Below are 24,944 nucleotides of genomic sequence, written 5' to 3'. Positions count from 1 at the left end.
CGCGAAGGAGGGCTGTTATGAATCGATTATTGTATTTAGCAAATGATATACATGAGAGAAATACTAACATCCCTCCTCATCAGCATGAGTGCTACGAGCTTGTTTATTACATTCGCGGTATGGGTCCAACCGTCATTGCAGGCCGTAAATATCGCTTTAAAGAGCATACGATTGCCCTCATCGCTCCTCGGCATATTCATAGCGAGATTCATGAATTGGAGGGCGAGGTGCTGTTCATTGGTTTTAACGCACCTGATGTGGAATTAAAAGGCTTAAGCGGGGTTTATGACGACGATGTGAACCATACGATTTTAAAGCATTTATGGCGTATCAAAGAGGAGTTTTACATCCGCCCAAGAAACGACAGCGAACCGCTGAATGTACTCCTTAATGAGCTGCTTCCACCACTTCAGCAAATTTTTGGAAACCGAAAAACACCCCATCCGTCAGAAGACCGGGTTAAATATGTTCTGCAATATATGGATGATCATTTTAAACAGAAGCTCACCGTTGAGCTGCTAGCTGACATGTCTGGTTACAGCTATGATCGGTTTCGCCATCTTTTTAAGGAACGCTACAACATTGCGCCTCTCCAGTATATTTTGCTAAAACGTCTGGAATATGCAAAATCGCTGCTCACAGATACCCAGATGCATATTTCTGAAATTGCCGCCGATGCTGGCTTTGCCAATGACGCGCAATTTTGCAGCATGTTTAAACGGGAAATTGGCTGTACGCCTCGCGCCTATAGAAAGGGCACCATTTCTTGAGGCATTGAAAATACAGGAGATTTAGAGGGGAGTGATGGAATGTGCCTGAGAAAATAAAGCGTTTTATGGATTATCCCATGGTCCAAATACAAGCGGGTGAAATCGATTTAAGGGATGATCGAACGAAAAGGGAATGGAAAGCGGAAATAAAACCATTCCTGCTCGCAGCTCATCCTGTAACGGTGGAGCTGTACTGTGAAATAACAGGCAAGTCTTTGCTTGCTATTGACCATGCTCAAAAACCGGTTGTAAGCATTTCCTGGAATGAAACGATTTATATATGTAATTTGCTGTCTCAGCAAGCTGGTCTACAGGAATGTTATTCGATCAGTGAGGATGGCAATGAGGTGAGCTGCGACTGGAATGCCACTGGCTATCGCCTGCCTTCAGAAGCAGAGTGGCAATACGCCTGTAAAGCAGATACTTCGGGCTATAGATATGGAGAGCTCGATCAAATTGCTTGGTATAATGAAAACTCAGATGGTGTCACTCATAGGGTTGGACAGAAGGTACCTAACGCTTGGGGACTTTACGATATGCTCGGAAATACGTGGGAATGGTGCTGGGATTTATATGATGCGAAAGTTTATGGACCGTACCGTATTTTTCGTGGTGGCAGTTGGGCTGAAGAAGCCCGGGGGTGTGGAGCTACGTGCAGGCGTCGCAGTCATCCATCCTTTTGCATCGATGACCTTGGCTTTCGCCTTGCCCGCTCTGTTGCACCATAGCATAGGCCATAGGCCAAATTAATGAGACGAACTCACCAAGCATGGCGTGTGGGTTCATCTCATCTATCCATTAGCAGCCTATTTCATATTGATGCTTATGCCTTGCCTTTGTAAGTTTTCGTGGCTGTATCGAGCATGGTTTTCCAATCCGCAAACTCGGTCTCACGCGCAACATGGCGATCAAACAGCTCATCAGGAATGTTGTCGATCTCCTCATGTGTCTCTGCTTGAAAGTTGCCTTTCTCCAAAAACTGCCCAAAGCTGCTGCTGCTGGAATGCTTGCTCATAAATGAATCATTAAACAGCTCGTGTAAGGATACCTCGTTCGGATCTTCCTGGTTTGTTTTCTGTCCCTGTAATTCCTTCAACAGGTCGTCAAATGACATTGGTTTTTGCTTTCTCAGATTACCACTCCTTCAATTTGTGCGATCGACTGTAGGCCCATGCAAATTCCTTATACATGAAGTCTGATCTTTTTAAAAACCTTTTAAACACTCAAACGTAAACGGCTGAAGCCGTCCTTTGGCGGCAAGGCTTCCGTTTCGCAGGTGGAATATAAGTCCATTTATAAGAGTGAACTTATAAAGTCCTATAGTTTCAAACAAAGCCTGCTGGAAAGCGCTGCTTCATGCTGCCCAAGATTTCAGTTACTTCTATAATATCATTATTCATGCTATGCGTTAATATATAGAACGTTTAAGTTTTTTATTTTTGGACTAAACGCTGGGCTTTTCGCCTTTTTGAGTACCTGAAGCAGCGGCTCCATCCTGGTTTTTAGTCCCTTTGCTTTTATAGGGCTTAGGCGCGTTTTTGGCTTTATTGGCGGCAGCCTGCCACCGATTCCAGCCCTTCTTGTCCGTTCCCCTGCCTGTTCCACCCTTGCCCTTCGCCTTGCTCAAAAAATCACTCCTTTATGGTTGGCTCAAAATCGAGACCGTTGCTTGATGAATAAATCCAGCCAAGGTGAAACGGCTCTCGCCGTCCTCTGGCAGCGCGGTGCGTTTCATTCCGAGAACTATAGAGAAAGTATGGCGAAATCATATGCTTTCCTATATTTTCAAAAATGAAAAAGCATCTCCTACGCCTGTATTAGTTGACAGACCTGCTGTGCAGCCAATGGAATAGACAGATGCAGACTCAGTATAACAATGAAACGCATGATTTGCCAGAGCTAGCCATTAGAAATGATAGCTCTTCATGGCGAAAGCACGATAAAGAAAGTAAAAAAGCATCTTCAACAACGCCGATTCGCTGTTAAAGATGCAGATATTATGGTTGATTCAGACAAGGCCTAATCAATCGTCGCTGCTGCTACTGCCTGAGGAGGAGCTGTCATTCGAGTTATCGTAGGATTCGGATCTATCCGAACTGGCAGAACTATCATACGACCTTCTCGGTACCGACTCTTCATAATTACTGCTACTGCTTGAAGACGTATGGTTATCCTCGTATGAGCTCGTATAGGATCTTGTAGTTGTCGGCTCCACATGACTGCTATGGCTGCTGTGGTTGCTGCTTTGGTTACCGTTATGGTTGTTGCCTTGGTTGCTTACAGGGCTTTGATAGCCATAATCAACGTAGATTTCATCTTCCATCTCTTCTGAGCTTGCTTGTCCCTGTTCATTTGAAGAGGAGCTATTGGGACTGAAGATGCTGTTTCTTATCCGCCCTGCCCCCTTGCAGTACATACACATTTTTTGGCCGAAAAAGCCTCTTACTTTACCAGTGCCATTGCATTTTGTACAAGTCCTCATCATAGATGGCATCCCCTCTATCTAAATCAAAGATAAAATATCTAATTCTATACAGACGCCTATAGACGTCTTCATGCCGTCGGCTCAAGGCTGTTGCGGCAGCTTCACCAGCACTTCGTATTTCACTCCGGCTTGCACATCCTTAATGATGTCGCCTTCAATCAGGCCGCCATTTACATATACCTCTACTCCATTAACGGATGCATCCCGCTTCATATTCACCTGCAGCTCCGCTCCGCGGAATAACCTCGTAACAGACGCTTCGTTCCAATCAGCAGGCAATTGTGGGCGCACCTGAAGCCCCTGCGCGTGGCCTTGTAAGCCGAACAGTCCATCAATCAGGCAGCGATATACCCACGGAACCGTTCCTGTATTGAACAGATGGCTGGAGCGTCCAGCCGTTCGCGGAAACTGTTTATACGCTCCGCGATAATAATTCGGAATGAACACAGGCAGCTGGCCCCGTCTGAGGATGTCCTCGGAATCGGGTCCAGGAATCATTTTACGCAGCAGCCGGTAGGCATTCTCTTTCTCCCCCACTAAATACAAAGCGTAGATGTAAAAAGCAGCGGCATGATTGTACACCGCACCGTTCTCGGCACTGCCCGGATGCTTCTGCGTGACCCGGCCTACATCTTCCCGCATCGCGGTAAAGGACGGTGCCAGCTTCTCCACACCGTAAGGCGTCTCCAGCTGTTCCTGAACCGACCGAATCAATCGCTCCTGCTTGTCCGCATCAGCAGCTCCGCTCATCAGCGCCCAGCCTTGAGGATTAATAAAAATCCGGCCTTCCAGATCTTCGCTGATTCCAAACACGACATTGTCATCTGTGATGCCGCGGGCGTACCAATCGCCATCCCACAAATACTCATTTGCTACAGCATTCGTCGTATCAGCTGCTTGCCTGAACTCTGCGGCAATGGCGGCATGTCCGCCCTGCTCACAAATGTCGGCCCATACTTTGAACGCATAAGCGGTCGCAATCGTAAGCCAACCCGACACGCCTTTGCCTTTATAGCCTACCATGTTCATCGGGTCACACCAATCTCCTTGATTGATGTAGTTGAGCCCGCGCTCATCCCGGTCATGCATGAGCCACTTCATGGCGCGGTTCATATGCTCCATCACCGAGGCCGTCTCACTATCATCTGAGAAAGCAACCTGCTCCTGCAAAATGCTGTAATCATTCGTTTCATCCAGATAAGTGCTCATACATACCGGCAGCCAGACGCAGTGGTCCGTATGCGGCACCTGATTGATATATTTCAATTCGGCGTCCGGGTGCAAAATAATGCCGTCCGGCATCGCTCCGCTTGCATGCTGCTGCGACAGCGCCGTCAAGAAGGCGTCTCTGGCAATTTGCGGCTGAATATAGCTCATACCCATATTATCCTGCAAATAATTGCGCGTTTGTGGATCTGTCGTCAGACGGTTCGTTTTGCCGTGATAATACATTTGGCGCGGCAGCCAGTGATTGACAAAGTTATCCAATCCGGCATCCGGTGTCTGAATTTGAATATTCCCTTGCCCTTCGGCAACATAGGCTGCGTATTCCTGTTCTGCGGCGGTGAATCCATCCTGCCCTGCAGCATTGCGCTTTACAAAATAATGCTGGCGGAATTGTTCAATTTCCGCTTCATCAAAAGCCGGGCCAAAAATAAAGCGGTAATCCTGCTCAGCCCCTGCTTCCAGCTCCAATCTGTATTGAAGCGCGCACACTGGCGTTTCATAACGCGCATCTCCGCCCGACAATGTTTCCCCTTGAAGCGCGGTTGGCGAGTGCAGTCCGCCTTCGCCTTCAAAGCTTTCATGGTTCACTTCCCAAGCAGCAGGCTTGTGATCCGCAAGCAAAAACGTCTTGTCTCTGTAGGTTTTAATTTTGCTATAATCCTGATACTTCTGGTACGGCGTGACCGCTGAGCAGACAATGCCTTGCAAATCCTCTACGTAAGCACCGGATTGATTCATCCATGACATATAGCCTACCGTAAAATAAGGGTAGACGCTGATTTTGCGTTGCTTTTGCGACCGATTGGTGACCTTCATGCGCCATAGCTCCATTGCATCGGCTTTAGGCAGGCGCAGGCTCATCTCAATGGAAAGATCATCGCTTTCAATGGTCCAGCGAATATCGTGTTTGCCTACTGCAAACGTATAGCTGTCCGCTACTTTCCGTACCGGTTCATAGGGCGCAGAGAAAATCTCTCCACTCTCTTCATCTTTAATATAAACAAAACGTCCAGGATGATGAGCATAATACGGCTGCTCCGGCTGCATGAACGTTTTCGCTTCCAAATTCGGGGCATACGAATATTTCGCCGGCTCGGGCTGCATAAATTGGGCAACAGCGTAACCGCGGCAATTCATATGAATCATCATTTTTTCGTTCCAGAGAAATCCCGATGCCTTCGGAAGGCTCGTCGGACTGGTCAGCTCATAATATTCATTGTTATCCGTTGCTCTAATCATTACTGAACCTCTCTTTCAATTGTTGAAATAAAAAGCACGCCTAATTAGAAGATTGTAAATATCTTCTATCATTATAGCATTTGAGCCTCTATAGTAACGGACTTTCCCAAAAAGCTAAAGCAAATCCGTCAAAAGCGGCATAAAAATTATGGCTCGCAATTTCATTATCGCTATTTTTCCGAATATACGCCCTCATCTTATTCACCTTTCTATCATGCACTACTCGACTACTAAATCTATATCACGATTATATCATTCCCTTTTTTGGAAAAACAAAAAAATAGACTGCTCCTTGTGAACAGTCCATTAATGCTTAATAAATCAGCTTCGTCTTTCTCTTTATTTGCGCATATGATCTAGCCCTCTCCACGCCTAAAGCGTTAGAAATATACACATTTTCCACTCTGCTGCCGAGTGCGCTAACCACTTCATTCGTTATCGTTCCTACTCGCTTGGCGATTTCTCCGGCTGTTATGCTCTCCTTGCCATCTTGTCCGATCAGCGTTGCCGTATCCCCTTGCTGAACCCCGGCTATCGAAGTCACATCGACCATTAGCTGATCCATGCAGATTTTCCCTACTATTAATGCCCGCTGGCCATGTATAAGCACACAGCCTCCCTTTTGGGACAGCTCGCGCGGAATGCCGTCGGCATAGCCAATCGACACCGTTGCGATTTTGCTGTCTCGTGAAGGTGTGTAGCAGCCATTGTATCCGACGGGCTCGCCTGCATGAATGCGCTTGACCAATGTGACGGTCGCTTTCAGAGACAAAACCGGACGCAGCTCGACGTTAGCATGCACACGATCGTTATCTTGGCTCAGGATGCCATACAGGGCGATGCCTGGCCTAACCATTCCATAACCTCGTTCCGGATAATTTAAAATGCCGTAGCTGCTCTGGATATGGGTGATGCCCGGGTTTACGCCATCTGCCAGGAGCTGATCGACCACACTGTCGAATCGCTCTAACTGAAGCCTCGTGAAATCCACATCCTCCTGACGATGGCTCTCCGCAGACGTGAGGTGGCTGAATGTGCCCATGACCTGCAAATTTTTATGTTGATACATCGACCGTATACGCTTCATGTCGTTGTAATGTTCACCCAGCCGATTCATGCCCGTATTGATTTTAATATGCACCGTTATTTTTTTGCCAAAAGATTGAAGACGCTCTGCATCATCTGCATTAATAACAGTCTGCGCAAGCTTGTAGCGTCGCAGCTCCTGAAGACGATGCAACGGCGTATAGCCCAAAATGAGGATATCGCCTTTGATCCCTTTTTTACGCAAGGCTATGCCTTCATCAATTGCTGCAACAGCGAAGGAACGAACGCCCGCTTCATTAAGCTTTCTCGAAATCGGGATGCTGCCATGACCGTATGCGTCCGCTTTGACAACCGCCATGATTTGAGCGCCAGCTTGGGTAATCTGTTTAAACTGACTGAGATTATGCACTAAATGATCGAGATTGATTTCTGTCCATGCTCGATGTATAGCGGGCTTTCGAGTCGCAGCAGCCAGCTTGAAATCGTCCATTCCGCTATAGCCAAATTTACTCACAGCTCCCATCGCCCTTCAGATGAAATACTGTCACAACAAAGCCGTCCTGATTATTGCCGGATAGTTGATAGCTACCTCCTCTAATAATAGGTACCGTTGTTACCTGCTCCTCTGCTTCCACATAATAAATTTCGGCGAAGGCAGAACGCCCCTCCACATAAAGATGCTCATTGTGGTAAGAGAAGCTCTTCATATAGGCCGTGTACTCCTCCAAGCACATATCCAGCTGCTTCATAAGCATAGCATGCGGATAACCCACGTAACGGTAATGCCACGGCTCGCAAGCGATGCCCGTAATGGCTTCCTTGCTTTCCTCATATCTTTGGATAAAACCGTACTCTGCCGCAAGCGCTTTGAACCTGCCGCTCGCGCCATCATCGGGAAACGTTGGACAAATATAATCGATATCTCCACTGCACAGCCCCACATCTACAGCAAGCCCCGTCTGGTGCTCGCTTGCTCCCGGAATGGCCACATAGCTCGATGTGAAAGCCGCTCCATTGTCCTCTAGCGAAGCCGCATATATTTTGGCTTGTGCTTCTCTGGAACGATAGCCGCTTACTGCGGCAATATCGTCCACCGCCTGACACGCCTCCAAGAGCGCGGACAAGGGCTGGATGCACATTTTATCAAGCATGATCCGCTGCTCCTGCACATGGCTGGCCTGGCGTATACATGCAGGCAACGACCTGAGGCTAGGCACAATTTGCTTTACCGGATTTTCCTGATTCACTAGAATTAAGCTGCCTTTATACACGTCTTCCCGGCTCACCAGTATACGGCATTCATGCTGCCTATCAAGCTGGCTTTCTTTCTGCATTTCTTGCTGCCTCTCATGCTTCCTCTCGCCGGGCTTGCGGCTTATGCTTATTGCTTCCATCATAATGGCGCCTTTGCTGTCTCCAGCTCAATGAGACGGTCCAGCAGCTCAGGAAAGTCAATGCCTGCATGCTTCATCATATTCGGATACCTGCTGTGCGCCGTGAAACCGGGAAGCGTGTTGACTTCATTAAATAAGAGCCGCCCATCGCTCGCATAAAATAAATCCACCCTTGCTAGCCCGCTGCACCCCAGTACGCTATAAATCCTTAGCGCCATAGCTTTCACTTTATCCGCCATATCGTTATCAATGCGTGCTGGCAGATGAATAGCTGCTGTGCCTAGCGAATATTTTTCTTCATGGTCAAAAAATTCGCCCGTCAGCGCAATTTCATCGATTTCACCGATTATGGGCTGTGAGGCATCGCCAAGTATAGCGCAGCCCACCTCAAAGCCATTCACATGCTGCTCGATTACAACTTTTCCGTCATGGGCAAAAGCTTCCTCAATGCCGCTTATCAGCTCTTGCTCTGTGTAAGCTTTCGTTATCCCGATGGAGGAACCGGATCTGGAAGGCTTCACATAAAGCGGGAAGCCCAGCTTCGCTGCTGCCCCCACCGCTTCGGCAATGGAATCGCCAGCCAGGACGGTAATCGAAGGCGGCACCTCCATTCCGGCAGCTTGGACTACATTTTTGGCCACCGCTTTATCCATGCAAATGGCAGAGGATAATGTGCCGCAGCCTACGAATGGCAGGCCCGACAGCTCGAGCAGCCCCTGCACAGTGCCGTCCTCGCCATTTTTACCATGTAAAACCGGGAATACGACATCCAGCGTTGTGATGTGAAACTCCGTATGCACAAGCTCAATGAGTCCTCTCGTTTCTTTGCTCGGAGATAGAACAGCCGGCACGCACTGAGCAGATTGGCTGCTCCAGCGGTCCTCCCGAATGTCTGCTAGGTCTCCGTAATATCTATACCAGCGTCCGTCTCTCGTAATACCGATCATGACGACCTCATATTTATCTCGATTCATATGCTCCAAGGCAGCGGCTGCTGAGGATAATGACACCTCATATTCCGTAGAACAACCGCCGAACAATACGCCCACTCGTATTTTACCCATCTTCTCCTTCATCCCCCTATCAGATGTATGAATCTAGCATAGCGGGCTTCTCTTATGAGCCTATAACCGTAAGCTTAGTAGAATCGAAACATTTGCTTATCATTTCTTAACAATTCTTAACATTTGTTTAGCAAAAACAAAAAACACAATTCCTCGTATTCAAGGTCATTGTGTTTTCGTTATTAATATAAAGGGAAGCGTGTTTCAAATACCGTCTCGCCTCGCCTGCTTTTGACCGCAATCGTTCCATCATGCAGCTCCACAATGCTCTTCGCAATCGAAAGTCCAAGTCCCGTCCCGCCCGTCTGCTGTGACCGGGATTGGTCTCCGCGATAGAAGCGTTCAAATAAATAAGGCAAATATTTTTCGGGAATCGACTCGCCATAATTGACGACCTCCACGACAGCATAGCCCTGCTCCCGCCGCAAACGGACATCGACATAGCCGCCTTCCTGCCCGTATTGAATTGCATTCATGACCAAATTTTCAAAGGCTCTGACCAGCCGGTCGCCATCGGCCTTTATTTTGAGCGGAGCAGCGTCTGGAAAGACACGCCCCTTCATTCCTGCCGCTTCCAAATTCGGCACGAACTCTTCTAACAGCTGCTGAATAAAACCGTTCAAATCCAATTCGAGCTTTTCTAAAGGCATGCCGTTATTGACCCGCGTAAATTCAAATAAATCATCAATTAATTTTTTTAAGCTTAATGATTTTTCATAGGCAATGCCAATGTAATAACGAAGCTCGACTTCATCTTTATAGCGATCCTGTTCGATCAGCTCCAGAAAGCCGAGAATCGAGGTCAAAGGTGTGCGCAGATCATGAGAGACGCCAGTGATCAAATCATTTTTCGTCTTCTCCGCCTTGCGCTCCTCCTCAATCAGCATATTCAGCTTGTGTCCCATTTGATTAATGTTATAAGCGACCTCGCCCAATTCATCCGAGGATTTTACCGCGATCTCGTAGTTCAGATTGCCATTTGCAATTTGCTGGAGGCCGAAGGTAATTTCCCTTAAATAATGAATCGTTTGATTGCTGATTAGGAAAAATACGATCAGGAAGATAAAAAAGCAGGTGGCGATAATGAGCGGCAAACGCCCTATCGTTTCAATAATGCCGCGTATGAGCTCGCCTAGCGGCGCTATTTCTGCAAGCAATACGACTGCAAAATACAGCAGCATAAACAAAATAAAGCTGATGACGAGGCTTATTAAAAACCCGAATACGAGCTTCCAGCGAATCGTTCGAAACAGCCAGCTTCCCGTTCCGAATGCTGCAATGCTTCCGCGATAACTAGCCTTTGCCGCATTCGTCTCCCGACTATAGAAGAAGATTAAACAGAGGCTAAATAAAAGCAAAGCCGCAAATATAACAAGCGGTAAGGTCCCTACAATATTTTGCAGCCCTCTTACCGTTTCCCGGAAGGGCCGAAAATTCATAAGTAAATTAGCTGAGAGCCCATAGGCGACAAACAAGCCGATTATCGTAATAACGAAGCTGCCCAGTGTAGTAAAGATAAGGCGTTTCATTTGCTCACTGTTCATAGCGCCTCCATTTTGTAGCCGATGCCCCATACCGTTTTAATAAACTTCGGATGCTGGGGGTCCTTCTCGATTTTCTCGCGTATTTTCCGAATATGCACCATGACCGTATTTTTCGATTCCATGAACGGCTCATTCCAGGCTACCTCATAAATTCGCTCCGTACTCAGAACAATGCCCCGATTAATAGCTAGCAGCTCCAGTACGGCAAATTCACGCGGCGTCAGCTTTACCTCTTGCCCGTCCACGGTAACGGTATGGGCATCAATATGAATGACAAGGTCATCAATTATAATTTGCTGGTCGCTGCTCGGCTCCAGCTTCTGAACACTCATCCGATTATAACGGCGCAAATGCGACTTAATACGCGCAACGAGCACAAGCGGACTGAACGGCTTGGACACATATTCATCAGCACCAATGCTAAGACCCGTAATTTTATCGATATCCTGCGTCTTCGCTGACAGCATAATAATCGGGATATTGTGATCCTCACGGATTTTCATACAAGCTTCCAGTCCGTCCATCTTCGGCATCATGACATCAAGAATGATCAGATCAACGCTATGCTTACTCAACAGCTCAAGCGCCTCTAGTCCGTTCGACGCCTGCAGCAGCTGATAGCCTTCATTCAGCAAATAAATCTCAATCAGCTTCAATATTTCCTTCTCATCATCGACCATTAATATCGTTGCAGCAGCCATTGTGTGACCCCTTTCCTCCCAAGCACCCTTGCCTTGTTCCCTACAGTTTACCCTCCCTGCATTATGAAGGAAACAGTTTAACAACAAGGGCCTCAATACTTATGAATGGTTTAACTTTTTCTTAACGATGAGCGGATACCGCTCCTATATGCTGTCCCATTTTTACGACTATTAGCTATTTACGTCATTTGAGGGATTCAAATATGCATTTTACCCAAAGGCTGTTTTTTCAACGCCAAATAATTGTATGATGTTTAGATATCGTCGTACAATGACGCAAATGGAACTGAGGGAGGTATCCTTTATGTATAGAGTAGCAATTTGTGAGGATGAGGAAAAGCAAAGAGAGCTCGTTAGAAGCATGCTGATTGCTTTGTCGATCAAGTCCAATATCGATTTTGAAATCGAATTATTCAGCTCGGGAGAACAGCTTCTCTCTCATTACGAGCGGGAAGAAGCGCCTTTCCATATCTTAATATTGGATGTTGAAATGGGCGGAATAAACGGGATTCAAACCGCTCGAAAAATAAGAGGGCTCCATCGCCTCGATGAGCAAATTGTCTTTCTGACAAGCTACCCGGAATATATGGTCGAAAGCTTTGACGTCATGACCTTTCAATATTTATTAAAGCCGGTAGCCCCTGCCATCCTTGAGGAAAAAATAATGAAGCTATGCCAATACTTTCAAGCGCTTCACAAAAAATTTCTGGTCATCAAGTCAGCCTATGATGAGGTCGTTTTAAAATATGATGACATCATTGGCATCGAGGCGGCCAAAAGCTTAAGCGTAAAGAGCAAGCTGAATTTTATAACCTCACATGGAACCTATGAAAGCAAAGGCATTCTTGCCGATTATGCTTCAGCCTTGAAGGACAGCAACTTCTTGCAAATTCATCGATCCATCATTATTAATCTGCTCCATGTGAAGAAGTTTGCGAGCGGGCTTGTTCTCATGTCTAATGGCCTGGAGCTGCCGATCGGCCGTTCGAAAATTAAAGAAGTGAAGGATTTTTATACCAAATTTATGATCATGAGGGTCAATGAATATGAGTCATGACAACCTGTTTATTGTATTTAGCATTGCTCTTGTGATGGGCGTCCAGATTTCTTTTTTCTTCAATTCGGTTTTTGGCAAGCCGACTAGAAAGCCTTATCGATTCCTTTATTTTATTGTTTTTATCGTGCTCAATTGTCTGTATTTACTTTTTTATATCTCTCCTGTCGTATCCTCGATTTTTGCGCTGCTTGTCATATTTAGTTTGGCTCAGTCTTATAAGGTCGAGTTAAAAGCCAAAATCATTTTCACAATCCTTTATGGCGTGCTGATGTCCATCGTTAATCTCATCTCGCTTTATATTTTTTATAAGCTGGATTCCGTTGACTTCAGCAACTTTAATTCGATCAATGCTCAGGATCAGCTCGCTTATACGAAAGCTACTTTGCTCACCTGCGTCATCATGTTTGCAGTCATTCAAATGATCCGGCTAATTGCCAAACACCGAAGCTTCTCTTTGCATTATCGCTACTATTTACTCATTATGATTATCCCTGCTATCAGCCTATACCAGCTTAATGTGCTGACGAGCTATAGCGAAAAGAACATTCATTATTTCATATCGGTCATCGGGTTTCTTTTTATCAATGTGATGATCATTTATATTTTTGATATGATCATTGAAAAATTTCAATTTATGCATGAAAATGCCCAATTGCAGCAGCAGATGGACTATCAGGATGCCAATTACGAGAAAACCGTTCATAGCTTCAAATCGATTAAGAGGATCATTCATGATACGAACCAGCAGTTTTTGTACATCGAGGAATGTATTAAACGAAATGAGCTGGCGGCAGCGATGGAGCATATTAAGACAACGTTAAATAAAGTCGAAGGCGCCTATCAGAGGGTGAATACGGGGAATCTCGTTATTGATGCGCTTGTTACGAATACGCTGACGATTGGCCAGGCGAATGGCATACGAATCGATACGAAGCTTAACCTGAACGTCCAGGAAATTGCCATTGACCGGTATGACCTATGTGTCGTCCTAGGAAATATGCTGGATAATGCCATCGAAGCTTCTAAACAGGTGCGAATCGCTGAGGATCGCTCCATTCTTATTCACATCCATGCCAATGAATCGGCACTGTTTATCCATATTCTTAATCAAATGGAAACAGAGGTCTCCTCGCTGAACAGCCAGAAGCCGAACCCGGAGTACCATGGGATTGGTTTAACCAATATAGCTAGAATATGCGACAAATATGGTGGCCATATGACCATTGAGACGAAGCCGAAACGGTTTCAAAACATGGTCATGCTGCCCTTTTGAACGAACAATCCTTAAACAATCTTGTTGTTTAGGGATTGTTTTTTTCGTTTCAGGGTCATTTGCTCCATAAGCTTCTCCCTCCTTGTAACATATAAACAGGAAGTAAAATTTGGCAAGGGACTTAAGAGGAGGATTATTAAAATGAAAAAAATGATTGCTGGATTAATGGCAGCTGCGCTGTTCATTATCCCCGTAACTCAGACGTTTGCTCAGGCGAATAAGGGGGCGGCTCTGGATACGGTTAAGGAAAAGGCACAGCTGCTCGCCTCAGAGATTGTGTCCAATTACGGTGTCAGCGGGCTGCAATATGCGATTATGGATGAGGGGGCCGTTGCCCTGTCGGGCAGCGCGGGGGTAGATGATAAAGCGACCAAGGCGCCCATTACGAAGGACACAATGCTCGGAATAGGCTCAGTTAGCAAAATGTACGTTACGGCGGCAGCGATGATGCTCGCTGATGCTAAGCAAATCGATATCGATAAGCCGCTGACGACATATATCAAGGATTTTAAAATGGCCGATGAGCGCTACAAGCAAATAACGCCGCGCATGCTCATGAATCATTCAGCAGGACTGTACGGCTCCCACTATGAAAGCAGCATGCTGTTTGATGACAATGATACAGGCAATTATGATAAACTACTGCTCCGATTGCAAACCGAACGGTTAAAATCAGCTCCCGGCGAATATTCGGTATATAGCAACGATAGTTTTCAACTGCTTGAGCATTTGGTTGAACGAGTGAGCGGTTTAAGCTATACCGAATTCGTTGAGCAGCGCATAGCCAAGCCTTTGAATTTAAGCGCTACGAAAACACCACTCGATTCCTTCGATCGCACGCGGCTGGCAAAAACATATTTCCCTACGATGGATCAAGCTATGCCCGTCGAGAACGCCAATATTATTGGGACAGGAGGCATTTACTCAACGGCGGAAGAGTTAAGTAAGTTTGCTGAAGTATTAATCGGCAATCGTACCGATATTTTATCTGCACAAGCTGCTGAAGCGATGCAAAGCCATGAGTATAAACAAGGCATCTGGGTTTCGGATGAGTCCAATACCTTTAACTATGGTCTTGGCTGGGATGCCGTCAGCTTGGCACCGTTTGATGATTATGGAATAACAGCCCTCTCTAAAGGCGGAGATACGATGATGTATCACGCTGCCCTGATTGCGCTGCCTGAGCACAACATTTCCATCGCCGTGCTTTCCTCGGGAGGAAGCTCCCTTTACAACAGCGTTTTTGCAACCAATGTGCTGTTAGAATATTTAAAGGCAGAGGACATTATTCAAGATATCCTGCCTGATAAAACCTTTGAGCCTTCCGTGAAAGTGGATATGCCGGCAAAGCTGCTTGCTTACTCTGGATTTTACGGTACGGTGGGATCAACGTTGGATATTGCGATTGAGGACGGCGAGCTTGCTTTACCCGCTTTAATGGGAGGATTTATACCTGAACAAAAATACGTATACACAGGCGATGGACAATTCAAAAATAAAGAAGGCAGCATTACGCTAAGCTTTGACGAGCAAAGCAATGGCAAAACCTATTTAAAGCTTAGCTCCTATCTGAATTTCCCCGGAATAGGCCAAACGCTTATGGTCGTTTATAGCCATCAGAAGCTGGACCGTAATCCCCTAACACAGGAAACGAAACAGGCCTGGGAAACTAGAAACGGCAAAAGCTACTACCCTTTGAATGAAAAAATCACTTCTATTTTTTATTTATTACAGCCGTATTTCGTGAAGAAGATTTCTGTAAATACCGAATATGGATACGCATCAGGGACAAAAATTGTCGATAAAAATTCCGCGGTCAATGCTGCTGAAATTCCGGTAATGGACGGTAGAGATGCCTTTGACCTGAATTTCTATACGGTGAAAAATAAAGAGTATTTGATGATCGACGGCTCCTCCTTTATCCGTGAAGATGCGATCGCGCCTCTTTACAGCGGAAAATCGTCGGTTAGCACGATTCCACCGAGCGGCCATGCCGTATGGTATAAAATTGATAAGAAATCGGCAAATAAACGGTTGACCGTTGATGTGCCAGCAGGCGGCGGCTTTGCCGTATATGATGCAGCGGGCATGATCGTCAACTTTTCGATCGCCAGCCTTGAAAAATCGGTGATGCTGCCAGCAGACGGGCTGATCGTTTTCGGCGGTAAAGCCGGGGATAGCTTTAAAATTGATTTGAAGCAGCAATAAGCTGCGCATGCAGTATTGACGTTAAAGCTTGGGTCCATGGTTCCACACGGCCTCTTCTAAATGCACACAGAAGGCCGTGTGGCATGCATTATTTCCTGCAGCCGGAATATTGACGTTGCTTAATTCCGCCGTGCTTATTGGCTCCTTGCACTATTCCTTCACACTGCCTACGTTCAATCCCACCACAAAGTACTTCTGGAGGAACGGATATACGAGGAGAATCGGCACTGCTGCAACCACTGTAACCGCAGCACGAATCGATAATGGCGTTACCATTGAAATCGAATCCTTCGTCGCCCCTGCTCCATTCGCCACGGAAGGGTTGCTATTGGAATTCATCGTCGAGGATAAAAGCTTCATCAGCTCGTATTGCAAGGTGCTCAGCTCTTGTCTTGAGGATGTGTATAGAAACGCATCGAACCAGGAATTCCATGCCCCTACAGCTACAAACAGTGCTATGGTAGCCAATACTGGCTTACACAGCGGAAAAATAATTTGCATGAAGATTTTGAAATCGCCTGCTCCGTCAATTCGTGCGGATTCTACAAGGCTTTCAGGAAGCGTTCCAATGTAAGTTCTTATCACAATCATGTTAAACGCGCTGAGCATCGAAGGAATAATGTAAACCCAGAAGCTGTTCAGCAAATGCAGCTCCTTAATTAAAAAATAGCCTGGGATCAAGCCCGCGCTGAAATACATGGTCAAAATAAAGATAAGGGTAATCGGTTTGCGGAAAACAAATTCCCGCCGGCTTAACGCATAAGCGAGCATCGTCGTTAGAAAAATGTTCAGCACGGTAGAAAGAACCGTCCTCGCCACCGATACCCAAAAGGCGTTGTATATCGTCCCCGAAACAAAAACCGCCTTGTAATTTTGCATCGTCCATTCCCTTGGCCACAAATAGATGCCGCCGCGAATCGTATCACTGCCTACATTTAAAGAAACGGCGATCGTATTCAAAAAAGGATATAACGTAACGACAACCAGAACCAGCATAAAAATCGTATTAAATGTATGAAAAAGAATCGGCTCAATCTGGGAGGTACCCATGCCTCTGCTCATCGATTGGTTTGGAGCCTTTTGCCGACGGATTGGTTGATTTTCCATATCTATAACAGCCTCTCTTCCCCAAGTCGTTTAGCAGTCCAGTTCGCGAGCAGCAGCATCGTTATGCTAACGACTGTTTTGAAAATGCCGCCAGCGGTAGCGAGCGAGTAATTGCCTTGAGCGATCCCGTATTTCAGCACAAAAATATCTATCGTTTCTGACCAATCGACGATTAGGCCGTTACCAAGCAAATACTGCACTTCAAATCCAGCGTCCATGATATGTCCGATCGACATAATCAACAAAATGACAATGGTCGATTTCATGCCCGGCAAGGTCACATTGAGCATCTTCCTGTAGCGGTTTGCGCCATCAATTTCAGCTGCTTCATAAAGCGCGGGATCAATTGAAGCCAGGGCGGCCAAATAAATAATCGTGCTCCAGCCTACCTCTTTCCATATATGCGATGCACCAACGACTCCCCAGAAATACTCTCCCTTGCTAAGCCATAGGATCGGTTCATTAATCAAATGCAGCCTCATCAGCACATCATTAATGATCCCGTCGGATGCCAGCGAGGTGGCCACAATCCCGGTCACAATAACCCAAGACAAGAAGTGCGGCAAATAAGAAATCGTCTGGACCATTCTTTTCCATAATACTTTTTTTATTTCGTTTAACAGCAAAGCCAATATTATAGCGGTGGCAAAGCCGAGCACCAGGTTAATCAAGCTCATCCCGAGCGTATTTCGTAATACGCGCCAAAAACGATCATCGTTAAACAAAAATTCGAAATGCTTAAAGCCTACCCACTTTTGCTGACTAAAATCACGCGCTGGCTTATAGTCTTGAAAAGCCATCGTCCAACCCCACACGGGAACATATGAAAACAAAATGATATAAAGCATGAGTGGCACAGACATAAAAATGAGTTGTTTCTGACCTTTAATGACATTCCAGTTAATCCGTTGTTTTATTCCTTTTTTAGCTTTCCGGACGGCTCTCTTCTCCAATAAAGTCTCATCCATTCATTCCCGCTCTCCCCACAAGCCTTTATTTCAGAAAGAGAGGAAGGCATGATTCATGCCTTGCCTCTTGCTGATACTTAAACAAATGTCTTATTTGCTCCAGTCCGTAATTCGCTGCTGAATGATTGTATTGATTCGGTCTTCATAAGCCTTGACATTGGTATTTCCAATCTCAGAGGTATAATCGCTCCAGACCTGCTCGAATTCGGCCGGCTTTGCCAAAATGGCTTTTGGCAAAAATTTGGAGGACAACTCATTCATCTTCGTATTTGCGATCTTGGCATCTGAGCCATCCACTAAATCGATGCTCCAAGCCGGATAATAAATGGGGTTGGCTGGCGGCTCGCTGAAGAAGTCCACATAGCTGTTGTAGCCGTAAGCTGCCAATACCTCTTTATCAAATTCCTTCAGCCCTGCTTGATATTCCTCAGGTTGAGCGGCCCCATCCGTAGAGTTGCCGTCGCTGAAGCTGCCTTCCGTCTTAGGCATGAACTTAAATAATGTATCCGCTTTGTTTGCTAATTTCCAAGTTGCGTCTGCAAAATTATCACGCTGTTCTTGCGTCTTCATGAAGCGACCCTTCTCATTGACGATGTAGTCTTCGTCTACAAAGCCCCATGAGAACGTTTTTTGCCAATCCTCCGTCATTAGAGCATCCAGAAATTTAATGATCCTTTCTGGGTTCTTGGCATTCACCGTGATGCCGAAGCCATTGTTCAAATTAAGCGCACCCAGGTCGCGATAGTAATCCTTGGTGCTCGCATCGTAAACCAAAGGCAAGCCGACATAGGTTCTATTGTCTTTCTTTTGGGTAGTCAAGGAGTCCTCTGCTGCTTGGAAATTCCAGTGCTGATCAAACATCCCCAGAACGGTGCCGCTTGACAATTTAGCCATGTACTGATCATAGTTCTGTGTGAAAGTCTCTTTATCGAGAAGGCCGAGGCTATTTATTTCATTAAGCTTTTGGTAATACTTTTTGGAATAATCTTTATCCGCGAATATTTCCGCTACTCCGTCCTTCACGACAACTCCACCATCGTTCGGGTGCCCGATTAAATGCTGCGGAGCGTTGAACAAGCCCCAGTTTCTCCAATCGTTGTTCAAAATCTCGAACCCGATTGTCGGACTGCCGTCAATCGTCGGGTATTTCTCTTTATATTTGGCAATCAAATCGAAATACTCATCCAACGTTTTAATTTTCGGATAATTGAATTCCTTCAATACATCCTTTTGAATCCAGAATGCAGGTCCTGAGTACCATGTGCTGTTTACTTTCCCGTTATATACGCCATAGTTCGGTAACGTATAAATATGTCCGTCGTTAGGATCCTTCATCATGTTCCAGAAATCTGCATAATGCGCCTTGAGATTAGGGGCATGCTGTTCGATAAGATCCTCCAGCGGAATAAGGGCACCAGCAGTAACCAGCTTTGTATTGGAGGTCATTACATCCGGATAATCCGAGCCTGCAATCATTACGCCGAGTTTTTGCTCACTATCTCCGGCGAGAAATTCAAAATTAAGCGTTGCTCCCAATTCATCTTTGATCTTCTTATACACCTTGTTATCAGGTGTTGGCTGCTGGCCAGCTTCCCCAATATAGAAACTAATTTCAAACGGCTCCACTTTTGCCGTTCCATCTCCGCCTGCTGCCGATGCAGAGTTGTTGTTTTTCCCCGTGTTTGCATTATTATTTCCGCTGCATCCTGACAGAACCACGCTAAGCGATAACAGCATTACCATGCTGAGCCGAAACAGCGATTTGGACTTGCCCCCCATGTAAAGCACCTCCATCTAATTTTAGCTACATGAAATACCAATTCTTCTTGCATGTAACCTCTCTACATTATAAAAGCGCTTTCATAACTCAACTATTGCTTAACTATAGTTTTAACCCTAAAAACTTTATAACTTGTTGTTTTTATACTTATTTGGAGACATCCCCAGTCTTTTTTCAAACTCCTTCAGAAAATGACTGTAATTGCTGTAACCAACCCGTTCCGCGATTTCACAGTTTTTCAGCTTGTTATGCTCAAGCAGACTTACCGCCTCAGCGATCCGAAGGTCATGGACCGATTCATTAAAGCCAAGTCCATTCTTCTTCATCAGCAGTTGACCCAAATAAACCGGATTCAAATAAAAAACTTCCCCTAGCTTCTTGATTGTAAGATTTTCGCGAAAATGCTCTTGTATATAGCCGTTGATTTTCTGCACGATACCCTGCGATTTTTGCGTCTGCTCCTTTGATAGGAGCTCTATGCTCTTCTCGCCGCATACTAAGAGCCGACTTAAAAGATCATGGATATGGAGCACAGAGCTCGATATTTCTGAAATGCTGTATTTTTCGAGCATGGCTTCGTCTGGAGTATCGATAGTCTCCCTTACATATTCGATTATTCTATACAAGAGGTGAATGACGATTTTTTTTACGATATCGGGAGCAATAAGCGTCTCTCGGAAGCTGCTTGCAGCTGCCTGCACAGCTTCCTGAAGGCTCGATTTGTGAAGCAGCTCAATCGCCCTCAGCACATCATCCATGAGATGAATGTCATAGTGATAATGAAAGGGCTTATTCTGGATATCGCTATAATAAACAACTTCATTGTAGTCCGTTCTGTAAAAGAGATAGGCAATCGCTTGCTTCGCTGTTCGCAAGCAACTGCCTATGCTGAGCAAGGACGACTCTTCCATACCGGCTGCCACAAACAAACGCCGGCCCGCATAACGACGCATCAGCTCGTCGATGACAAGGCAAGCTCTGTTCTCATCAACCGTTTCGATCGTATATCCATAAACGATGCCAAAGCTGTTCTCCTCCAAGTCAATCAGAAACATAAACGGCTCTGGGGCCAGCAGCGCTGCGGCCGTCTCTCTCAATTCAGCGAACATGAAGGCATCAGCTTGAACGAGATAGAAATTCCATTTTTCCCTTTTGACAGATAGCGTTATGAGCGGCATTGACAGGACGGCTTCCTTCGACATCGACTGCTCCGCCAACCATTCTTTGATCAAAGCAACCGTTTCTTCGTATGTAGCAATCTGGTCAAAACTTTGCTTTTCGACCTCCTGCGTCAGCTCTCGGCGAATGCCTTCAATTTCCATTTCAGCCTCTTCTTGAATGATAGGCTTGAGCAAATAATGATTGATTCCATACCGCATCGCCCGCTGTGCATATTCAAAATCGCTGTACCCGCTCACGATCATAAAACTAACTTTTTTCGAATGGCGCTGCCGCCAGGCGGCTATCATTTCAAGCCCGTCCATGATCGGCATATGGACATCCGTCACGACCAAATCCGGCAGCTGCTCTTGAATTTGCTGTAAGCCCTCTAACCCGTTGCTGCACGTTCCACAAACTTCAAAACCCAGTTTATTCCAATCAATCCACAGCTGCATGCCTTCCAGAGCTCCCGGCTCATCATCAATTAACAGTACTTTATAGGTCATGCCAGGCTCTTTTCTTCTTCAAAGTTGTCTAGCCGCTGGAGCAGCTTTATTGGAATTTCAAAAGATACTCTCGTCTCCTCATTCGGCTCACTCACTATATTGAAAAGCACCAGCTCGTTATAATAAAGCTCCAGTCTGCGATACACATTTCGAATGCCGATACTCATATCGGGCGAGCTTTCATTGCGGAGAGATATCATAATTTCCTTCAGCTTGTCAGGCTCAATACCTATTCCATTATCAGTAATCACGACCCGTAGTCGATGATGGTTTACTGAAGCGCTGATTTTAACCGTTCCCAGCCCGTATAAGGCTTGTATGCCATGCTTGCAGGCATTTTCAACAAGCGGCTGTATGCTCATCTTTGGTATTTTATAGCGCAGCGCTTCCTTATCGATATCAAATTTGAATTCAAACTTGTCTCTAAAACGAAATTTTTCGATTTTAAGGTACATTTCAATAAACATCATTTCTTCCTGAAGCGAAACGATGTCCTCCTTCCAGCTCAGTAATCGTCGGAGCAGCTTGGACAAGCTTTTAATAATATCCGTCACGTCTGCGTAGTTGTGCTTGGTGCACGCAACAAGAATAGCGTTTAACGTATTAAACAGAAAATGAGGGTTCATCTGGCTTTGCAAAAAATTCAACTCGGCCTGTACCCGCTCCATCTCCAGGCTTTTTTTCTGAATCTCCAGCTTGTACACGTTGTTGATCAGCGAGTTGATTCTAGCTGTCATCAAGTTGAAATTTTGAATCAAGCCGCCGATTTCATCGTGACCCTCATCCATATGAATGAGTTCAAACTTCTCGTTCGTCACCTTCTGCATATGACGGGACAGCCGCTTCACCCGGTAATTGTATGATCTGAGCATGACATAGATGAATACGGAGGCGATCAAGCTGACCACTGCAGCCGAAATCGCTACAAACAGCCGCATGTCCAGCATGGCATTCGAAACCTGAGTCCCCTGCGGAAGTCCAATCAAACGCCATCCCTTCACATATTTGGCCTTGCCGATTGCTATCTCATGGACACCTTCTTGCTTGTAAGGCTCTGGCAGCTTAAAGATAGGGTAAGCATCCTCGATATTTCCCCTCTGATAGCCGCTTTGGGCAGACATAATAATTTGATTATGATCATTGACCAAAAACAAATTCAAATAATCTTCCTCCCGCATGATTACATCGTAAATTTTACTTAGGTCGATATCGATTCGAAGCAGCTTGTCATACTTTTTGTATGAATCATAGTAGTTCATACGTTCGATGATGCTGAAATAGGGGACAGTTGACATCATATCATTCACTCCAGCTGCGCGGTATGCTGAAACGATGACCGGATTGGTCGCCTTCTCCCACTGTTTGTACCATTCGCTTTTCCGCACATTATCATTGATCTTGTGGTAATTGCCTCCCGACACAACCGATTGATTGTCTGTAAAAATGCTGATGCGTGAAATTTGATTATTGACCGGTATATAACTATTCACCCGGTTTCGAAGCTGTTCATCGAACGCTTCATAGAAATCGGCCTGATTTTCATAGGTACGGTCCAGCATTTCATACAACGTCTTATCGGTGTACAAGGCATGGCTGACAGCCACTCCCCCGTTTATATAATCGTCAATATCCTTTCTCGCCCGCTCCAGCGATATTTCAACATTTTGCTCCTCGCGCGACTTGATCAGGTCAGACATCCGGTCCATAAACAGCAGATTAATGACGATAATCGGCAGAAGAATACCCACGAAAAAAATAAGAAGAAACTTGTAATTTAAAGGAATATCGTTCACAATTGTGCCGAATCTGAATCTTCTTCCCCTCATTTAAACACCATCCCTGCCGCTATCGCTTCCTGTTTTCGAATTCGTTTTAAAGACCGAAGGCAAAACCCCGGTGTGCATTTTAAATTTATGGATAAAATAATCTACCTTCGGGTATCCGACCTGCTGCGCCACATCGGATATTTTCATCTGGGTTCGCTTTAACAGCCGCATAGCTTCCTCAATCCGCTTCTCATTCAAATACACATTGAACGATTTCCCCGTATGCTTCTTGAACAATTGCCCCAAGTACGCTGAATTCATATGAAACTGCTTGGCCAAATCATGCATTTGCAGCTTGTTTCGATACTCACGGTCCACATACTGGATCATATGAAAAATTGTGTTATTCTCATTTTGCTGGTTTAACGCATGCAGAACGTTAGCGGTCTCCAAACATAAGCAGCGAACATAGCCTTTCAGAGCGGGATAATCCGCCATGCCACCCAGGCTGCCGTGTTCTTGTTCCATCCCCATCATAAACGTATCCGGGTTTCCATTTCTTTCGGCCAGCAGCCTGCATATCGTCAATTCCAGATCGGCTGCATAGGCTCTAGCCACTTCGATATCCGGCAGCACGCCAGCAGCAATCGAAGCGAATGCCTCTTCTACGCAGCTTTCGATTGCTGCTGAATTTCCCTCGGCCACAATCTCCGGCAGCTGACTTAATTTGAGCCTGGACACGACATGCTGCTGGTTTCTTTTCTCAACCTCGTGAAAATAAAACACTCCGCTTTTGCCTTGGGCCCGCTTCTGCTTCCAAACTCTCAGCGCTTGCAAATATAGCTCTCTTATAGCCCGGATTCCTTCTCCTCTATCACTGATAGCTATAATGACAGGTTGCCCCAACTCAATCCCCACATTCGCTTGAAGCAGACGGGCCTTTTCCTGAAGCCTTCCGTCCGTATTCGCAGAAGATTCAATGAGCACCCCCGTTCTTCCCATGCTGTCTTGGAAGGAACAAGCGATGTCCTGTGAAAAAATGCCTCCCACCTGCTGTCTCAAATCGACAGAGAACGAGAGCGTGTCCATCAAGATACACCTTAACTCCCCAGGCTTTTCTTGAAGCTGTAATGAAAGACGAACCTGCTGCTCTAAATTCGTATTATATTCACCTTGAATGAGACGGTTAACCATATGGTTGAAGGCAAAATAATGCTGTTTCATACGATTTTCCTCATCTGCTTCCTTCTCCTGTAAATGCTGGTTAAGCTTGACCAATAATGCTTCGATCTCCTCATCGTCAATGGGTTTAAGCAAATACTCCGCTACCCGTTGACGTGCTGCCGCGAGCGCATATTGAAAATCATCATAGCCGCTTAAAATAATAAATTTAGGAGGATGGGAAAGCATCCGATTCGTCTGCTCAATCAACTCCAAACCGTTGATCACCGGCATCCGGATATCCGTAAAGACCAGCTCGGGACGCAGCTCCTTAATAAGCCTCAACGCATCCGGACCGTTTAATGCTTCTCCGCAGACCTGAAAGCCATAGCTTTCCCAATCAATCATCATTTTCAGCCCTTCCAGGACCCCCGGTTCATCATCCACCAAAAGCACGTTCCACATAACCTCACCCCTATCTAAGAG

20 protein-coding genes are annotated in these 24,944 nt (G+C 45.8%); 5 read left to right on the top strand and 15 right to left on the bottom strand.

Translation table 11 applies throughout. The features are described from left to right. Nucleotides 1-17 precede the first annotated feature (17 nt). Both ABEW34_RS27250 and ABEW34_RS27245 read left to right on the top strand, forming a co-directional pair. On the top strand, nucleotides 18-770 hold the full coding sequence (locus ABEW34_RS27250; RefSeq protein ID WP_430163462.1) for a helix-turn-helix domain-containing protein: 753 nt from the start codon (nucleotides 18-20) through the stop codon (nucleotides 768-770). Between the two features lie 65 nt (nucleotides 771-835). Then, complete coding sequence (locus ABEW34_RS27245; RefSeq protein WP_430163549.1) at nucleotides 836-1,498, top strand: formylglycine-generating enzyme family protein; 663 nt, start codon at nucleotides 836-838, stop codon at nucleotides 1,496-1,498. Nucleotides 1,499-1,593: 95 nt separating this feature from the next. Here ABEW34_RS27245 and ABEW34_RS27240 read toward each other — a convergent pair whose 3' ends face one another. From ABEW34_RS27240 to ABEW34_RS27200, 9 genes are all read right to left on the bottom strand, one after another. Beyond that, nucleotides 1,594-1,884, bottom strand: coding sequence for a hypothetical protein (locus ABEW34_RS27240; RefSeq protein WP_430163460.1), 291 nt, complete (start codon nucleotides 1,882-1,884; stop codon nucleotides 1,594-1,596). Between the two features lie 330 nt (nucleotides 1,885-2,214). Next, nucleotides 2,215-2,397 (bottom strand): DUF3934 family protein, encoded by a 183-nt coding sequence (locus tag ABEW34_RS27235; RefSeq protein ID WP_430163457.1) that lies wholly within the window; start codon nucleotides 2,395-2,397, stop codon nucleotides 2,215-2,217. Nucleotides 2,398-2,793: 396 nt separating this feature from the next. Next, nucleotides 2,794-3,255 (bottom strand): hypothetical protein, encoded by a 462-nt coding sequence (locus tag ABEW34_RS27230; protein ID WP_430163454.1) that lies wholly within the window; start codon nucleotides 3,253-3,255, stop codon nucleotides 2,794-2,796. 81 nt (nucleotides 3,256-3,336) lie between these two features. Then, nucleotides 3,337-5,721 (bottom strand): GH36-type glycosyl hydrolase domain-containing protein, encoded by a 2,385-nt coding sequence (locus ABEW34_RS27225; RefSeq protein WP_430163451.1) that lies wholly within the window; start codon nucleotides 5,719-5,721, stop codon nucleotides 3,337-3,339. Nucleotides 5,722-6,034: 313 nt separating this feature from the next. Then, the gene (vanT, locus tag ABEW34_RS27220) at nucleotides 6,035-7,282 is read right to left on the bottom strand and encodes a serine racemase VanT catalytic subunit (protein WP_430163448.1); all 1,248 of its coding nucleotides are present in this window, start codon (nucleotides 7,280-7,282) and stop codon (nucleotides 6,035-6,037) included. Then, nucleotides 7,275-8,102 carry a D-alanyl-D-alanine carboxypeptidase family protein gene (locus ABEW34_RS27215; protein ID WP_430163445.1) on the bottom strand — a complete coding sequence of 276 codons (828 nt, stop codon included), beginning with the start codon at nucleotides 8,100-8,102 and terminating at the stop codon, nucleotides 7,275-7,277. Before ABEW34_RS27215 ends, vanT begins: the two co-directional genes overlap by 8 nt. 59 nt (nucleotides 8,103-8,161) lie before the next feature. Continuing rightward, nucleotides 8,162-9,226, bottom strand: coding sequence for a D-alanine--D-serine ligase VanG (gene vanG / locus ABEW34_RS27210; RefSeq protein ID WP_430163442.1), 1,065 nt, complete (start codon nucleotides 9,224-9,226; stop codon nucleotides 8,162-8,164). A 182-nt stretch (nucleotides 9,227-9,408) separates the two neighbouring features. After that, a complete protein-coding gene (locus ABEW34_RS27205; protein ID WP_430163439.1) occupies nucleotides 9,409-10,770 on the bottom strand; it encodes an ATP-binding protein in 1,362 nt (453 codons plus the stop codon). Continuing rightward, entirely contained in the window at nucleotides 10,767-11,471 is a 705-nt protein-coding gene (locus ABEW34_RS27200; protein WP_430163436.1) for a response regulator transcription factor, read from the bottom strand. The genes ABEW34_RS27205 and ABEW34_RS27200 overlap by 4 nt, the downstream gene beginning before the upstream one ends. 304 nt (nucleotides 11,472-11,775) lie before the next feature. Between ABEW34_RS27200 and ABEW34_RS27195 the strand changes: the two genes are divergently transcribed. From ABEW34_RS27195 to ABEW34_RS27185, 3 genes are all read left to right on the top strand, one after another. Next, nucleotides 11,776-12,528 (top strand): LytR/AlgR family response regulator transcription factor, encoded by a 753-nt coding sequence (locus ABEW34_RS27195; protein WP_430163433.1) that lies wholly within the window; start codon nucleotides 11,776-11,778, stop codon nucleotides 12,526-12,528. Then, a complete protein-coding gene (locus ABEW34_RS27190) occupies nucleotides 12,518-13,801 on the top strand; it encodes a GHKL domain-containing protein (RefSeq protein ID WP_430163430.1) in 1,284 nt (427 codons plus the stop codon). The genes ABEW34_RS27195 and ABEW34_RS27190 overlap by 11 nt, the downstream gene beginning before the upstream one ends. A 141-nt stretch (nucleotides 13,802-13,942) precedes the next feature. After that, nucleotides 13,943-16,009: a serine hydrolase domain-containing protein gene (locus tag ABEW34_RS27185; RefSeq protein WP_430163426.1), complete on the top strand. Its 2,067-nt coding sequence runs from the start codon at nucleotides 13,943-13,945 to the stop codon at nucleotides 16,007-16,009. Nucleotides 16,010-16,159: 150 nt separating this feature from the next. Here ABEW34_RS27185 and ABEW34_RS27180 read toward each other — a convergent pair whose 3' ends face one another. The 6 genes from ABEW34_RS27180 to ABEW34_RS27155 all read right to left on the bottom strand — a co-directional run bounded on the left by ABEW34_RS27180 (nucleotide 16,160) and on the right by ABEW34_RS27155 (nucleotide 24,923). Next, on the bottom strand, nucleotides 16,160-17,071 hold the full coding sequence (locus ABEW34_RS27180) for a carbohydrate ABC transporter permease (protein WP_430163546.1): 912 nt from the start codon (nucleotides 17,069-17,071) through the stop codon (nucleotides 16,160-16,162). Nucleotides 17,072-17,118: 47 nt separating this feature from the next. Next, a complete protein-coding gene (locus tag ABEW34_RS27175) occupies nucleotides 17,119-18,084 on the bottom strand; it encodes an ABC transporter permease (RefSeq protein ID WP_430163423.1) in 966 nt (321 codons plus the stop codon). A gap of 90 nt (nucleotides 18,085-18,174) precedes the next feature. Beyond that, nucleotides 18,175-19,863, bottom strand: coding sequence for a sugar ABC transporter substrate-binding protein (locus tag ABEW34_RS27170; protein ID WP_430163420.1), 1,689 nt, complete (start codon nucleotides 19,861-19,863; stop codon nucleotides 18,175-18,177). A 126-nt stretch (nucleotides 19,864-19,989) separates the two neighbouring features. Beyond that, nucleotides 19,990-21,531, bottom strand: a complete 1,542-nt coding sequence (locus ABEW34_RS27165; protein ID WP_430163417.1) for a response regulator transcription factor — start codon at nucleotides 21,529-21,531, stop codon at nucleotides 19,990-19,992. Beyond that, entirely contained in the window at nucleotides 21,528-23,357 is a 1,830-nt protein-coding gene (locus tag ABEW34_RS27160) for a sensor histidine kinase (protein WP_430163414.1), read from the bottom strand. Before ABEW34_RS27160 ends, ABEW34_RS27165 begins: the two co-directional genes overlap by 4 nt. Then, a complete protein-coding gene (locus tag ABEW34_RS27155; RefSeq protein ID WP_430163411.1) occupies nucleotides 23,358-24,923 on the bottom strand; it encodes a response regulator transcription factor in 1,566 nt (521 codons plus the stop codon). Nucleotides 24,924-24,944: the final 21 nt, after the last annotated feature.

This window comes from Paenibacillus algorifonticola (assembly GCF_050481745.1).
Lineage (GTDB): Bacteria > Bacillota > Bacilli > Paenibacillales > Paenibacillaceae > Pristimantibacillus > Pristimantibacillus algorifonticola_A.
This window is presented reverse-complemented; position numbering and strand designations above follow the sequence as displayed.